This is a genomic window from Streptomyces sp. CLV115 (genome assembly GCF_038448545.1).
Lineage (GTDB): Bacteria > Actinomycetota > Actinomycetes > Streptomycetales > Streptomycetaceae > Streptomyces > Streptomyces sanglieri.
In genome coordinates this window covers 13071-26377 of record NZ_JBCEWQ010000055.1, presented here as the reverse complement: position 1 = coordinate 26377, position 13307 = coordinate 13071, and the positions used below count along the sequence as shown (strand labels likewise).

General features: G+C 71.4%; 16 protein-coding genes. 12 read left to right on the top strand and 4 right to left on the bottom strand.

What is annotated here, in order from left to right; translation table 11 throughout:
* Positions 1 to 60: 60 nt before the first annotated feature.
* From AADR41_RS20160 to AADR41_RS20145, 4 genes are all read right to left on the bottom strand, one after another.
* Positions 61 to 2127, bottom strand: a complete 2067-nt coding sequence (locus AADR41_RS20160) for a PIG-L family deacetylase (protein ID WP_342282796.1) — start codon at positions 2125 to 2127, stop codon at positions 61 to 63.
* Between the two features lie 202 nt (positions 2128 to 2329).
* Entirely contained in the window at positions 2330 to 2788 is a 459-nt protein-coding gene (locus AADR41_RS20155; protein ID WP_342282785.1) for a GNAT family N-acetyltransferase, read from the bottom strand.
* A 61-nt stretch (positions 2789 to 2849) separates the two neighbouring features.
* Entirely contained in the window at positions 2850 to 5279 is a 2430-nt protein-coding gene (locus tag AADR41_RS20150) for an RNA repair domain-containing protein (RefSeq protein ID WP_342282784.1), read from the bottom strand.
* 92 nt (positions 5280 to 5371) lie between these two features.
* Complete coding sequence (locus AADR41_RS20145; RefSeq protein ID WP_342282783.1) at positions 5372 to 7042, bottom strand: RNA ligase family protein; 1671 nt, start codon at positions 7040 to 7042, stop codon at positions 5372 to 5374.
* Positions 7043 to 7552: 510 nt separating this feature from the next.
* On the opposite strand from AADR41_RS20145, the gene rpsJ reads away from it, so the two are divergent.
* The 12 genes from rpsJ (at position 7553) to rplN (ending at position 13306) form a co-directional block, all read left to right on the top strand.
* A complete protein-coding gene (rpsJ, locus tag AADR41_RS20140) occupies positions 7553 to 7861 on the top strand; it encodes a 30S ribosomal protein S10 (protein ID WP_003948644.1) in 309 nt (102 codons plus the stop codon).
* Between the two features lie 13 nt (positions 7862 to 7874).
* Positions 7875 to 8519 carry a 50S ribosomal protein L3 gene (rplC, locus tag AADR41_RS20135; protein WP_072485542.1) on the top strand — a complete coding sequence of 215 codons (645 nt, stop codon included), beginning with the start codon at positions 7875 to 7877 and terminating at the stop codon, positions 8517 to 8519.
* Between the two features lie 4 nt (positions 8520 to 8523).
* Entirely contained in the window at positions 8524 to 9174 is a 651-nt protein-coding gene (rplD, locus tag AADR41_RS20130) for a 50S ribosomal protein L4 (protein ID WP_072485541.1), read from the top strand.
* Positions 9174 to 9497: a 50S ribosomal protein L23 gene (gene rplW, locus AADR41_RS20125; RefSeq protein WP_014154589.1), complete on the top strand. Its 324-nt coding sequence runs from the start codon at positions 9174 to 9176 to the stop codon at positions 9495 to 9497. Before rplD ends, rplW begins: the two co-directional genes overlap by 1 nt.
* A gap of 39 nt (positions 9498 to 9536) precedes the next feature.
* Entirely contained in the window at positions 9537 to 10373 is an 837-nt protein-coding gene (gene rplB, locus AADR41_RS20120) for a 50S ribosomal protein L2 (protein WP_124716938.1), read from the top strand.
* 12 nt (positions 10374 to 10385) lie between these two features.
* The gene (rpsS, locus tag AADR41_RS20115; protein ID WP_003966956.1) at positions 10386 to 10667 is read left to right on the top strand and encodes a 30S ribosomal protein S19; all 282 of its coding nucleotides are present in this window, start codon (positions 10386 to 10388) and stop codon (positions 10665 to 10667) included.
* Between the two features lie 40 nt (positions 10668 to 10707).
* The gene (rplV, locus tag AADR41_RS20110) at positions 10708 to 11055 is read left to right on the top strand and encodes a 50S ribosomal protein L22 (protein ID WP_004571827.1); all 348 of its coding nucleotides are present in this window, start codon (positions 10708 to 10710) and stop codon (positions 11053 to 11055) included.
* A complete protein-coding gene (gene rpsC, locus AADR41_RS20105) occupies positions 11055 to 11897 on the top strand; it encodes a 30S ribosomal protein S3 (RefSeq protein ID WP_093540760.1) in 843 nt (280 codons plus the stop codon). The genes rplV and rpsC overlap by 1 nt, the downstream gene beginning before the upstream one ends.
* A 5-nt stretch (positions 11898 to 11902) precedes the next feature.
* Positions 11903 to 12322, top strand: a complete 420-nt coding sequence (gene rplP, locus AADR41_RS20100; RefSeq protein ID WP_014047785.1) for a 50S ribosomal protein L16 — start codon at positions 11903 to 11905, stop codon at positions 12320 to 12322.
* The gene (rpmC, locus tag AADR41_RS20095) at positions 12322 to 12546 is read left to right on the top strand and encodes a 50S ribosomal protein L29 (protein ID WP_015035581.1); all 225 of its coding nucleotides are present in this window, start codon (positions 12322 to 12324) and stop codon (positions 12544 to 12546) included. The genes rplP and rpmC overlap by 1 nt, the downstream gene beginning before the upstream one ends.
* A complete protein-coding gene (rpsQ, locus tag AADR41_RS20090; RefSeq protein ID WP_073786784.1) occupies positions 12546 to 12830 on the top strand; it encodes a 30S ribosomal protein S17 in 285 nt (94 codons plus the stop codon). Before rpmC ends, rpsQ begins: the two co-directional genes overlap by 1 nt.
* A 107-nt stretch (positions 12831 to 12937) precedes the next feature.
* Positions 12938 to 13306, top strand: coding sequence for a 50S ribosomal protein L14 (rplN, locus tag AADR41_RS20085; RefSeq protein WP_003966950.1), 369 nt, complete (start codon positions 12938 to 12940; stop codon positions 13304 to 13306).
* Position 13307: the final 1 nt, after the last annotated feature.

Here is a 13307-nt window from a genome sequence, read left to right as displayed (position 1 = left end):
TGGACCGGGGCCCTTTTCTTCATGTCTTCATGTGCGGACCATGTGCGGCGGGGGCACCGCTCAGGGCCGCCAGAGCCAGGGCAGGGCGTCCGGGCCCATCGCCACCACCGTCGGCCGTCCGTCCTCCCCGACGTGCAGGGCCGGCCCGTCCAGCGCCACCGGTCCGCGCCGTCGTACGGAGTGCCCGGCGGGCGTACGGAGCTGGAGGAGGCCCGAGGCGGTGCGGCCGAGCAGCACCGGGGCCCCCGGCGAACCGGCGGCGGCCACCGGTCCGTAACCGTCCAGGCCCGCCCGGCCCCCGACCGGCCGCCCGAACCCGTCGATGCCGGTCTCGTCGGCCGTCTCCCCGGTCCGTACGGTCGTCAGGGCGGCCTTCGCCGCCGCCCGGTAGAACAGCTCGACGGTGCCGTCCGCGCCGGGCAGCGCGGCCGGGCCGTCCCCGGGCACCGGCACCCCGGAGATCTGGGTGCGCGCGGTCAGCGCCTCGCCGGGCGCGTCCTGCGTCCAGTGGTGCACCGCGAACCGGCCCGCCGCGTAGACATGGACGCACCCCTCGGAGTCCACCACGGCGCTCAGCCCGTCCTGGATCTCGCCGCCGCCCATGTCCTGCCACCGGCTCCACCGGCCGGCCGTGTCCCGTACCCGGGTGCTGACGCCCTTCTCCGCGTTCCGCACGAAGAGATGCACCCGCCCGTCCGGCGCGGCGACCGCGACCGGGACGCCGATCCGGCGCCCGCCGTCGTGGCCGTGCACCGGGTTCCCCAGCCCCTGCCAGGCGCGGAAGGGGCCGCCGGGGGAGCGCTGCTCCAGCGCGACGATCTCGCGCTCGTTGTCCGCGCCGTGCCCGCCGATCGCCGAGAACCGCAGCCCGAAGAGCAGATGGCGCCCGTCCGGCAGCGTCGCGCTCCCGAGCACCGGTGCGAGCGGTCCGCCGCCGAGGTCGTCCGGCGCGTCCCACACCCCGCTGCCCGGCGCGCTCTCGCGCCACCGGACCGCCCGCAGGCCCAGCACCCCGTAGGCGACGAGCCGGTTGTCCGGTTCGGCGGCGACGGCGGGGCGGGGGCCCGGGTAGCGGTAGTGGGTGGAGCGCACCCAGCCCTTCCGGTTGGTCAGCGGCCGGTCGCCGCCGACGTTGTAGTCCCCGCAGCCCGCCGGATTGCCGCACCGCCAGTCCGCGGAGCCGCCGTACGGCACCAGGTGCGACGCCTTCTCGGCCAGCACGACGGGCGGCAGGTTCTTCGGCCAGTGCCGGTTGTAGTAGGCCCGGAACGCCGCGGTGGCGAAGCTCGGCACCTGGCCGCCGTCCCGGGTGGTCCGGGCCACCCACCGGATCAGCGACGCCCAGGTGAACAGGGCCGCGGCGGTGTGGTCGGGGTGGTCGGAGTAGCCCTGCTGCTCGCTGTCCCGGCGCCGGACGGCCTCGCTGCTGTGCTGGATGTCGGGGTCCGGGTCCATGGTGTGCAGGACGCTGGGCCGGTACCGCTCGAACAGCCCGGCCAGTACGTCGATCAGCCCGTCGTAGGTGTACGAACCCACCTTCCTGAGCGGCGAGCCGTCGGCGACGACGGTCGGCAGCACCAGCCGCCGGTCCTGCCAGAGGCTGGGCAGGCCGAGCCGCCCGTAGGTGGTGTGCATGGCGGTGTTGATGAAGATCAGCTCGACCCGCCGGCCGCGGTCGGCGAGGGTGTCGATCTCGGCGCGGTGGCCGCCGTGCAGCTCGATGACGGACTTCTGCCACGGGGTGAACCTGCCGAGGCCGAGCAGGGTCGCGTACGCCTGGCGGAGACCCTGGTGGCGCGAGGAGGAGTACGCGGCCTTGTCGGGCACGGGCACCGGCCGGCCCGGCATGCGGTTTATGCCGGTGGCCTCACCGCCGGTCAGATAGACGCAGACCAGCGGGGTTCCGGCGTCGAGGGCCTGCTGCGTGTCCGGGTTCATGAAGTACAGGTCGTCGTCCGGGTGGGCGAGGACCTGCATCATCAGGGCCGGGTGCGAGGTGCTTATCCGCAGTCCGGGCATCGGGTCCGCGGCCGGATCGCGGCGGCGGGGCGGCGAGGGCGCCGTGCAGGCGCTGAGGGCCGCCAGGCCGGTCGCGCCGGCCGCCGCCAGCAGGGTGCGCCGCGGCATTCCCGGGCGTGCTGCGCCCGGGGCGGGTCGATCCGTCACGCCGTGCTCCGTCCACTTCCCCCGCAGCGGGCGGCCGGACGGCCCTGTGCTGCGTACCGAATCCATGCAGGTCGCGGCGGGTGGCGAGCCGCTGCTGCGGGGGGATAGACGGAGATTCCCGGAGGCGGGTTGCCTGGATATCCGATGATGTGACCCAGGCAGTTCAACGCGCGGGTGGACGCACCATGAACACATCGATCGGGTCCTGGCGCTCCTCGGTGAACCCGTGCCGTTCGTAGAGTGCGCGGGCGGCGCTGCCCCGGAGCACGTCCAGCCGCACGGTCGCACCCTGCTCGTCGGCCCGCGCGAGCAGCGCGCGGAGCACCGCGGTGCCCGTGCCGCGTCCGTGGAGTGCGGGGGAGAGGCAGAAGTTCTCCAGCCGCAGCCCACTGTCGACCGGGCGCAGGGTGACGGTCCCGGCGATCTCGCCGTCCACGATCACGACCGAGGTGTGCCCCGGTACGTAGCCGTCCCGCATCCGCCGGCGTACGCGGTGCTCGTCGTAACGCCCGAGCCGCTCCAGGTCGGGACGCATCGCGGTGGCCCTGAGTTCGGCCAGGGCCTCGATGTCCTCGGGCAGGGCGGGGCGCAGGGCCCAGGTGGCGGTGGTGCTCGTGTTCATGGACGGATCCTCGCGGGGCAGGAGGGGCGGGAGGGGAGGGGCGGGCCCGTTCCGGCCGCCCTCACCGCAGGTCCGGCGCCTGGGCGCGGTCCGTCCGGCGCAGCCCCGCCTCCGGGATGCCGCGCAGCAGCGCCGCGCCGATCTCCGCGAGCCGGTTCCCGTCGGGCGGGGTACGGCCCAGGCCGATGGCGTACTGGACGTGGGTCGGGTCGCTGCCGCACGGGCGGGGCCAGGCGTGCGCGTCCGGGGAACCGGCCTCCGCGAGGGCGGCGAGCAGGGCCAGGAGGCGGCCGCGCAGCCGTCCCTCGTCGGCGCCCCGCCGCACGGAGACGATCGCCCAGGCGGCGTGGCGCAGGCGCAGCGGCGGCGGGGTGCGGAGCAGGTCGTGCGGTACGGGGCCGGTGTCGCCGGCGGACTCCAGGATCTCCCAGGCGCGGAAGAGCTCCTCGGCGATCAGGTCGCGGCCGGCGGGGGAGACCTGTGTGGTGCAGGAGCGGACGGGGGCGGTCGGGGTGAGGACGGTGAGGGGGAGTGCGTTGGGGTCGTTGGCGTTGTTGGCGTTGTTGGGGCTGCCGGGGCTGCTGGTGCAGCCGGGCCCACTGGTCCCGCCGGTGCCGCCGGGGCCACCGGGACTGCCGGGTCCACCGGGTCCACCGGTCTCACCGAGTCCGCCGGTCCCGGCGGCCGTGCCGGAGCCGTCAGTGCCGCCGGCCCCGCCGGAGCCGACCGGGCGGTCCCAGTCCCAGGTGGCCCAGGTCGCGAAGAAATGCCTGAGCAGGGGGAGTGGAGGCAGGTCGCCCGACTCGTGGGCGGTACGGGCCGCGAGTACGGACCAGGCGAGGCCCGGCAGTCCGCCGCACGGCGCGGAGTCCAGGCCGCGCGCCCGCGCCCACCCCTTCACCTCGCGGGCGAGCCCCGCGAACGCCGCCCGGTGCGGGTCCGCCGCCGCGAGCACCGCATCCGCGTCGCTCACCGCGCTGAGCGCCGCGGCCGCCGCCTCGCCCAGCCCGGCGCGCCCGGCCACCGCCCCGGCCGGGGCGAGACCGCCCGTCGCCACGGTCACCAGGTCCACCTTCAGGCCGCCGAGGGCGAAGCGCAGGCCCGGTACGCGGGCGCCGGTCACCTCGTGCAGGTCCACGGCGTCCGGCAGGGCCGCGGCCAGCCGCTCCCGTACCCCCGGCAGATCCACGGCGCCCGGCAGCGCCGCGACCAGGTCCACGTCCGCGCCGGGCAGCGCACAGCCCATCCGCCGGGAGCCGGCCAGGTGGACAACGCCTTCAGGCAGGGCAGCGGCCACCCGGCGCACGACATCGGCCGCGCACGCCTCCTCGGCCGCGTCCACCCGCTCCTCCTCCGCAGCGTCCGCACGGACCGCTTCCGCCGCCCCGGCGGCCAGCTCCACGCGTACCCCGAAGTGGTCCGAGACGTACAGCCCGTCCGGTGCGGGGACATCGCCCAGCAGTACCGCCGACACGGGCCGCAGCCGCTCCGGACGGACGAGCACCCGGTCCAGCCGGGAGACCCGCCCGGTCAGGGATGAGACCGCGGCCAGCGGATTGACCGACGGGTCGAAGGTGGGAGTCCGGTCGTCCGCGCCGTGCACCCGGCTCCAGGCGTCCGTCATCCCCAACCGGACCTGCGGGGTGTCCCCGCCGTCGTTGAAGTCGCCGAGCAATGTCACATCGCCCTCGACCGCCGCCAACCCCGTTGCCAGATCGGTCAGTTCGGCATCGCGCCGGGCGGCGCCGTCGGCCGAGTGGTCGCTGCTGAGATGGGTCGCCGCGACCGTGACCGGTCCGCCCGGCCCGTCCACGACGACCGCCGCGACCGCCTTGTGCGGGCCGAGCACATGCAGGCCCGCCTCGCGCACCGGCACCCGGCTGAGCAGCAGCAGACCGCAGTCGGCGGCGTCCCGGCCCGCCGGGTCGGCCCAGAACGTGTAGTCCTCGCGGACCCAGGGCGCCGCCAGCAGCAGGGCGAGCAGGGCGGGTTCGGCCTCCTGGAGGGCGATCACATCGGTGTCCGCGGCGCGCAGCGCGTCGAGCAGGAGCGGCCGGCGCCGGGCGGTGTCGATGCGGTCGCTGTCGTAGCGGTCCCACAGAGTGTTCCAGGTCAGCAGCGTCAGGGGGCCGGAGGCCGGCTCGGGCTCCGGCGCGTCCTCGGGCACCGGCGTCCAGGCGGCCTCCGGCGCGGAGAACGCGTGCGGGGTGCGGGAGACGAAGTACGGGGACGGCAGCCGGCGCGGGGCGCGTATCCGCCCGGCGTCCGTCGCGTCGATCCGGTCCACGCCCGAGGACCGGTCCCACACCACCTCGCCGTCCGCCTCGAAGAACAGCACCCGGTGCCAGGGGATGTCCCCGCCGGGCGTGAAGCGGGGCAGCGGCACCCGCTTGGGCACGGTCCCGCGCTGCGCCACGCCCAGCACGAAGCGCGCCGGGTCGAACCGGGCGTCCCAGCGGACCCGGTGGTAGATCTCCTCGCTCGTACGCATTCAGACCCTTCCGTCCGGATCACGTCGGGCCCGTGTGCCCCGGTGCCGTGCCTCGCTGTGCCGTTGCTCGCGACGGCTCTGCCATCGCGCTCCTACGCCCGGTCCTCCACCGTTCCGCTCGCGCCGATGTACCAGGTGCGGTGCGCCTGGCCGGGGTACGGGGGCACGAATCGGCGCAGCTGGGAGGTCAGCACCTCGGGCGGTACGGGGTGGCTGCGGCAGCCGTTGCGGCGGATCAGCTCCGCCTCGTCGACCAGCGCCACGGCATGGGTGAGCAGCGCGTCCCTGCGCCTGGCGACCCCGTGCACCAGGGAGCGCTGATGGGCATTGAGGGAGGTGGCGTCCCAGACGACCGTGGAGCCCGCCGCGAGCGCGGCGTCCAGCCGGTCGAGCCCCTCGCGCAGCACGTCCCCGTTGGCCTTCTGGTCGGCGCGCGAACCCCGGGCGGAGCGCAGATCGTCGAGCGAGAGATACGTGTCGACACCGGGCAGGGCGCGCCCGAAGGTGCTCTTGCCGCTGCCGGACGGGCCCACCAGGTGGACCAGGCGCGGGAAGTCCCCGTCCCGCCAGCGCCAGGTCGCGGCGACCGCCTCCTCGGCGGTGGCGACCCGGCCCAGGGCGTACGCCTCGCGGGCCTGCGCCAGGCAGCGGTCGGCGGCGTCCGGTACCAGATCCGCGAACGCCTCCCGCAGCCCGGCCGGTTCGCGCACGCTCTCCGCGTGCAGCGCCGACCACTCCACCTGTTCGTGCGCCTCGGCGGTGTCCGCCACCGTGGCGGCCAGCGCGTGCAGCAGCGGCAGATCGGCGGCGAAGGACATCCGGACCAGCCCGGTGCGGCGCTCCTCGTCCGGGTACGGGCGGTGCAGCCCGGGGTGCAGTCCGACGAGGTCCGCGACGCGCCGCGCGAGCGGCATCCCCAGCGCCGGAGCCAGCGCGGGCGTGAGCCCGGCGCGCCGGGACCGGTGCAGCAGCGCGGCCAGCACCCCGGTCAGCCGGTCCTCGCCCGTCCGGCCCGCCGCGTCCAGGGCGTCGCCCATCGCGGCGGCGGCCCCGGCGTCCCCCGGGTCCGTCCCGGTGGCGGCGGCCAGCGCAGCCGCGTCGGCCGGGGCCCCGGACCTTACGGCCCACAGGGCCGCAGCCGGGCCCAGCCCGTTCGCCACGACGGCGGCGTGCATCCAGTGCGTATCGGTCCGTACGTGTCCGGGCCGCACCCACTTGGCCACCAGGCGCCGGAAGTCCGCCGCGCCGAAACCGTCCGCGGGCCGCACGACATATCCCTCCTGCCGGCCGGTGTCCAGCTTCAGCGCCCGCAGCGCCTTCTCGGCGCGGGCGTCGAACACCCCGCGCCACAGCACCGGCGGCACCGGTATCCCCAGGTCCCGCAGGAACGCCACGGTCCGGTCCCAGTCCAGGCAGTGCTCCCCGTCCCAGACGGAGAAGCCGTAGAAGAAGCTCTCCAGCTCCTCGTAGGGGATCGAGTGGCGCGCGAACATGTTCTCGCCGCACACCCGCCACCCCTCGGGGATCCGTGCCCCGACCCGGCCCTGGAGCGCCTTCACCCAGCCCCGTGAGGGGTGGTGTGCGGAGTCCAGGGAGCGGGCGTGCAGCCCGTCGGCGTAGAGCGTGGTGTTCTCGCCGTCCAGCTTCTCGGTGACGACGACCTCGCGGCCGGTCAGCGCGGTGAGACCGGCGATCCGTATGTCGTCCGAGGTGGCCCCGGGGGACCAGGGCAGATGGGCGGTGCGCGGATAGTGCGTACGCATGATCGATGCCCCTGGTGACGACGGTTTGCCCGGCCGGTCACTGTAGGCACGGCGGTGCGGACCGCTCGACCGAATTAGGGTCGGGACCGCCCGGCACGGCTCCCGCTGCGCGCCCGCGTTTGACCGGGCGACCACGCGAGGTAGGATCCTCGGCCCGATTGGCCAGGCTCAGGCCCCGTATGGCACACTGACCAGGTTGCTCGGTTGAGTGTCAATGCTGCGCGCCTCCCGCCGGGAGGACCGGAAGCGAGTCCCACAGTACTCGTCGACCCCTCGCGGGTCGGACGTACGGGAATCTTCCGGGAAGCGTCAGTGGGGCACCGGCCAGGCACCCGGTGGGTGTTTCGCCCCCGGTCCTGCGGTCCTCGGGCCCGCACCCCCTTGGTTGGGAAATCCTTCGGGAGATCTGCGTAGAGGGGATGCGACACGCCCGACCGCGTGGGTCGGAGGTGGAGTCGTTAGAACTCCCGGGTTCCAGAGCGTTATTGAGAGACAGGACTACTAGTAGCCATGGCGGGACAGAAGATCCGCATCCGGCTCAAGGCCTACGACCACGAGGTCATCGACTCCTCGGCGAAGAAGATCGTCGAGACGGTGACCCGCACTGGTGCGTCGGTCGCGGGCCCGGTGCCGCTGCCCACTGAGAAGAACGTGTACTGCGTCATCAAGTCGCCGCACAAGTACAAGGACTCGCGCGAGCACTTCGAGATGCGCACGCACAAGCGCCTCATCGACATCCTCGACCCCACGCCGAAGACGGTTGACTCGCTGATGCGTCTCGACCTGCCGGCGGGCGTCGACATCGAGATCAAGCTCTGAGGTGACGCGCGAGATGGCTAAGAACATTAAGGGCGTCCTGGGCGAGAAGCTCGGCATGACCCAGGTCTGGGACGAGAACAACCGGGTCGTCCCGGTGACCGTCGTCAAGGCCGGGCCCTGCGTCGTCACCCAGGTCCGCACCAACGACAACGACGGCTACGAGGCAGTCCAGATCGCCTTCGGCGAGATCGACCCCCGCAAGGTGAACAAGCCCCTCAAGGGCCACTTCGCCAAGGCCGACGTGACCCCGCGCCGCCACCTGGTGGAGCTCCGCACCCCTGACGCCAGCGAGTACACGCTGGGCCAGGAGGTCACTGCCGAGGTGTTCGAGTCCGGCGTCAAGGTCGACGTCACGGGCAAGAGCAAGGGCAAGGGCTTCGCCGGTGTGATGAAGCGTCACAACTTCAAGGGTGGCAAGGCGTCCCACGGTGCCCACCGTGTGCACCGTATGCCCGGCTCCATCGGTGGCTGTGCCACCCCCGGCCGTGTCTTCAAGGGCATGCGCATGGCGGGTCGCATGGGCAACGAGCGTGTCACCACCCAGAACCTGACCATCCACGCGGTTGACGCGGAGAAGGGTCTGCTCCTCATCAAGGGCGCAGTCCCCGGTCCGAACGGCGGCCTCGTCCTGGTCCGTACCGCGGCCAAGGGGGCTTGAGGTAATGAGCACCATTGACATCCTTTCGCCGGCAGGCGACAAGGCCGGTACCGTCGAGCTCCCCGCGGAGATCTTCGACGCGAAGACCAGCGTTCCGCTGATCCACCAGGTCGTCGTCGCACAGCTGGCAGCTGCCCGTCAGGGCACGCACAAGACCAAGACCCGCGGCGAAGTCCGTGGTGGTGGCCGCAAGCCGTACCGCCAGAAGGGCACCGGCCGCGCGCGCCAGGGTTCGACCCGTGCGCCGCAGTTCGCCGGCGGTGGCGTCGTCCACGGCCCGCAGCCGCGTGACTACTCGCAGCGGACCCCGAAGAAGATGAAGGCCGCCGCCCTGCGCGGTGCCCTCTCCGACCGGGCCCGTCACTCCCGCATCCACGTCGTCACCGGCGTGGTCGACGGAGCTGTCTCCACGAAGGCCGCCAAGACGCTGTTCGGCAAGATCTCGGAGCGCAAGAACCTGCTCCTGGTCGTCGACCGTGCCGACGAGGCCGCGTGGCTGTCCGCCCGCAACCTGCCCCAGGTGCACATCCTGGAGCCGGGCCAGCTGAACACGTACGACGTGATCGTCTCTGACGACGTGGTCTTCACCCAGGCCGCCCTCGAGTCCTTCGTGTCTGGCCCCCAGACCGCTGAGACCGAAGGGAGCGACGCCTGATGAGCGAGGCGACCGTTACCAGCAAGACCTACTCGGACCCGCGCGACGTTCTCGTCAAGCCGGTCGTTTCCGAGAAGAGCTACGCGCTGCTCGACGAGAACAAGTACACGTTCATCGTCGCGCCCGGCTCCAACAAGACCCAGATCAAGCAGGCCGTGGAAGCGGTCTTCTCGGTCAAGGTCACCGGGGTCAACACGATCAACCGGCAGGGTAAGCGCAAGCGCACCAAGACCGGTTTCGGCAAGCGCGCTGACACCAAGCGCGCCATCGTGACCCTCGCCGAGGGCGACCGTATCGACATCTTCGGCGGCCCGACCTCCTGACGGAGGTCGAGTCGTCCGGAATCGGACGAGGACTGAGAAATGGGTATCCGCAAGTACAAGCCGACGACCCCGGGCCGTCGTGGCTCCAGCGTCGCCGACTTTGTCGAGATCACGCGGTCCACGCCGGAGAAGTCGCTGGTCCGCCCCCTGCACAGCAAGGGCGGCCGTAACAACGCCGGTCGTGTGACCGTTCGCCACCAGGGCGGTGGCCACAAGCGCGCCTACCGAGTGATCGACTTCCGTCGTCACGACAAGGACGGCGTGCCGGCCAAGGTCGCGCACATCGAGTACGACCCGAACCGCACCGCGCGCATCGCGCTCCTGCACTACGCGGACGGCGAGAAGCGCTACATCATCGCGCCGCGTGGCCTGACGCAGGGCGACCGTGTCGAGAACGGCCCGGCCGCCGACATCAAGCCCGGCAACAACCTGGCGCTGCGCAACATCCCGGTCGGTACGACCATCCACGCCATCGAGCTGCGGCCCGGCGGCGGCGCGAAGTTCGCCCGTTCCGCGGGTGCCTCCGTGCAGCTGCTGGCGAAGGAGGGCACCATGGCCCACCTTCGTATGCCGTCGGGTGAGATCCGCCTGGTCGACGCCCGCTGCCGCGCCACCATCGGCGAGGTCGGCAACGCCGAGCAGTCGAACATCAACTGGGGCAAGGCCGGCCGCATGCGCTGGAAGGGCGTTCGCCCGACCGTCCGCGGTGTCGCGATGAACCCGGTTGACCACCCGCACGGTGGTGGTGAAGGCAAGACCTCCGGTGGTCGCCACCCGGTCTCGCCGTGGGGTCAGAAGGAGGGTCGTACTCGTTCGCCGAAGAAGGCATCGAACAAGTACATCGTCCGCCGCCGCAAGACGAACAAGAAGCGCTAGGAGCGGGTTTAGATGCCGCGCAGTCTCAAGAAGGGGCCCTTCGTCGACGGCCACCTCATCAAGAAGGTGGACGTACAGAACGAGGCAGGCACCAAGAACGTCATCAAGACCTGGTCCCGTCGCTCGATGATCGTCCCGGCCATGCTGGGTCACACCATCGCGGTGCACAACGGCAAGATTCACGTCCCGGTGTTCGTCACCGAGTCGATGGTCGGCCACAAGCTCGGCGAGTTCTCGCCGACTCGCACCTTCCGCGGCCACGTCAAGGACGACCGGAAGTCGAAGCGCCGCTAACGCGGGGTGACTGACTATGACTTACACCGAAGGGACAACCATGGAAGCCAGGGCCCAGGCGCGGTACATCCGCGTCACGCCCATGAAGGCCCGCCGCGTGGTGGACCTCATCCGTGGCATGGATGCCACGGAGGCTCAGGCGGTCCTGCGTTTCGCCCCGCAGGCCGCGAGCGTGCCGGTTGGCAAGGTGCTGGACAGCGCCATCGCCAACGCTGCACACAACTACGACCACACCGACGCCTCTTCGCTGGTCATCAGCGAGGCGTACGTGGACGAGGGCCCGACCCTGAAGCGGTTCCGTCCGCGTGCTCAGGGCCGTGCCTACCGGATCCGTAAGCGGACCAGCCACATCACCGTGGTCGTCAGCAGCAAGGAAGGAACCCGGTAATGGGCCAGAAGGTAAACCCGCACGGGTTCCGGCTCGGCATTACCACGGACTTCAAGTCCCGTTGGTACGCCGACAAGCTGTACAAGGACTACGTCAAGGAAGACGTCGCCATTCGTCGCATGATGACGAAGGGCATGGAGCGGGCCGGCATCTCGAAGGTCGAGATCGAGCGCACCCGCGACCGCGTCCGCGTTGACATCCACACCGCCCGCCCGGGCATCGTCATCGGCCGCCGCGGCGCCGAGGCCGACCGCATCCGTGGCGAGCTGGAGAAGCTGACCGGCAAGCAGGTCCAGCTGAACATCCTTGAGGTCAAGAACCCCGAGGTGGACGCTCAGCTGGTGGCCCAGGCCGTCGCCGAGCAGCTCTCCTCCCGCGTCTCCTTCCGTCGGGCCATGCGCAAGAGCATGCAGTCCTCGATGAAGGCCGGCGCCAAGGGCATCAAGATCCAGTGCGGTGGCCGCCTCGGCGGCGCCGAGATGTCCCGCTCGGAGTTCTACCGCGAGGGCCGTGTGCCCCTGCACACGCTCCGCGCGAACGTCGACTACGGCTTCTTCGAGGCCAAGACGACCTTCGGCCGCATCGGTGTGAAGGTCTGGATCTACAAGGGCGACGTCAAGAACATCGCCGAGGTCCGCGCCGAGAACGCCGCTGCCCGCGCCGGCAACCGCCCGGCCCGTGGCGGCGCTGACCGCCCGGCCGGCCGTGGTGGCCGCGGTGGCGAGCGTGGCGGCCGCGGTCGCAAGCCGCAGCAGCAGTCGGCTCCGGCTGCCGAGGCCCCCAAGGCCGAGGCTCCCGCCGCTGCCGCTCCGGCTGCCGAGAGCACCGGAACGGAGGCCTGACCGAAATGCTGATCCCCCGTAGGGTCAAGCACCGCAAGCAGCACCACCCGAAGCGCAGCGGTATGTCCAAGGGTGGCACGCAGGTTGCGTTCGGCGAGTACGGCATCCAGGCGCTGACCCCGGCGTATGTGACGAACCGCCAGATCGAGGCAGCTCGTATCGCGATGACCCGCCACATCAAGCGTGGCGGCAAGGTCTGGATCAACATCTACCCGGACCGCCCCCTGACGAAGAAGCCGGCCGAGACCCGCATGGGTTCCGGTAAGGGTTCTCCCGAGTGGTGGATCGCGAACGTCAAGCCCGGTCGGGTGATGTTCGAGCTGTCCTACCCGAACGAGAAGATTGCTCGTGAGGCGCTCACCCGCGCTGCTCACAAGCTTCCGATGAAGTGCCGGATCGTTCGGCGCGAGGCAGGTGAGTCGTGATGTCGGCCGGTACCAAGGCGTCCGAGCTGCGCGAGCTGGGCAACGAGGAGCTCCTCAACAAGCTCCGCGAGGCCAAGGAAGAGCTGTTCAACCTCCGCTTCCAGGCGGCGACCGGGCAGCTTGAGAACCACGGCCGGCTCAAGTCCGTCCGTAAGGACATCGCCCGGATCTACACCCTGATGCGCGAGCGCGAGCTGGGCATCGAGACGGTGGAGAGCGCCTGATGAGCGAGAAGACTGTGACTGAGACGAACACCGACCGCGGTTTCCGTAAGACCCGTGAGGGTCTCGTCGTCAGCGACAAGATGGACAAGACCGTCGTCGTCGCTGTCGAGGACCGTGTCAAGCACGCGCTGTACGGCAAGGTCATCCGCCGTACGAACAAGCTCAAGGCGCACGACGAGCAGAACGCCGCCGGCGTTGGCGACCGCGTCCTCCTGATGGAGACCCGGCCGCTGTCCGCCACGAAGCGGTGGCGCATCGTCGAGATCCTCGAGAAGGCCAAGTAATTCCTGAGGGGCATTCCCCTCAGGCAAGTTCCGCCAGGCTCGGCGGGGGCTCGTTCCGGTGACGGAGCGGCCCCCGCCGGGAACCGGCAGACGATCAGGAGATAGACGTGATCCAGCAGGAGTCGCGACTTCGCGTCGCCGACAACACGGGTGCGAAGGAAATCCTCACCATCCGTGTTCTCGGTGGTTCGGGTCGCCGCTACGCGGGCATCGGTGACGTCATCGTCGCCACCGTCAAGGACGCGATCCCCGGTGGCAACGTGAAGAAGGGTGACGTCGTCAAGGCCGTCATCGTTCGCACCGTCAAGGAGCGTCGCCGTCAGGATGGCTCGTACATCCGCTTCGACGAGAACGCCGCCGTCATTCTGAAGAACGACGGTGACCCCCGCGGCACCCGCATCTTCGGCCCGGTGGGCCGGGAACTGCGCGAGAAGAAGTTCATGAAGATCATCTCGCTCGCGCCGGAGGTGCTGTAAG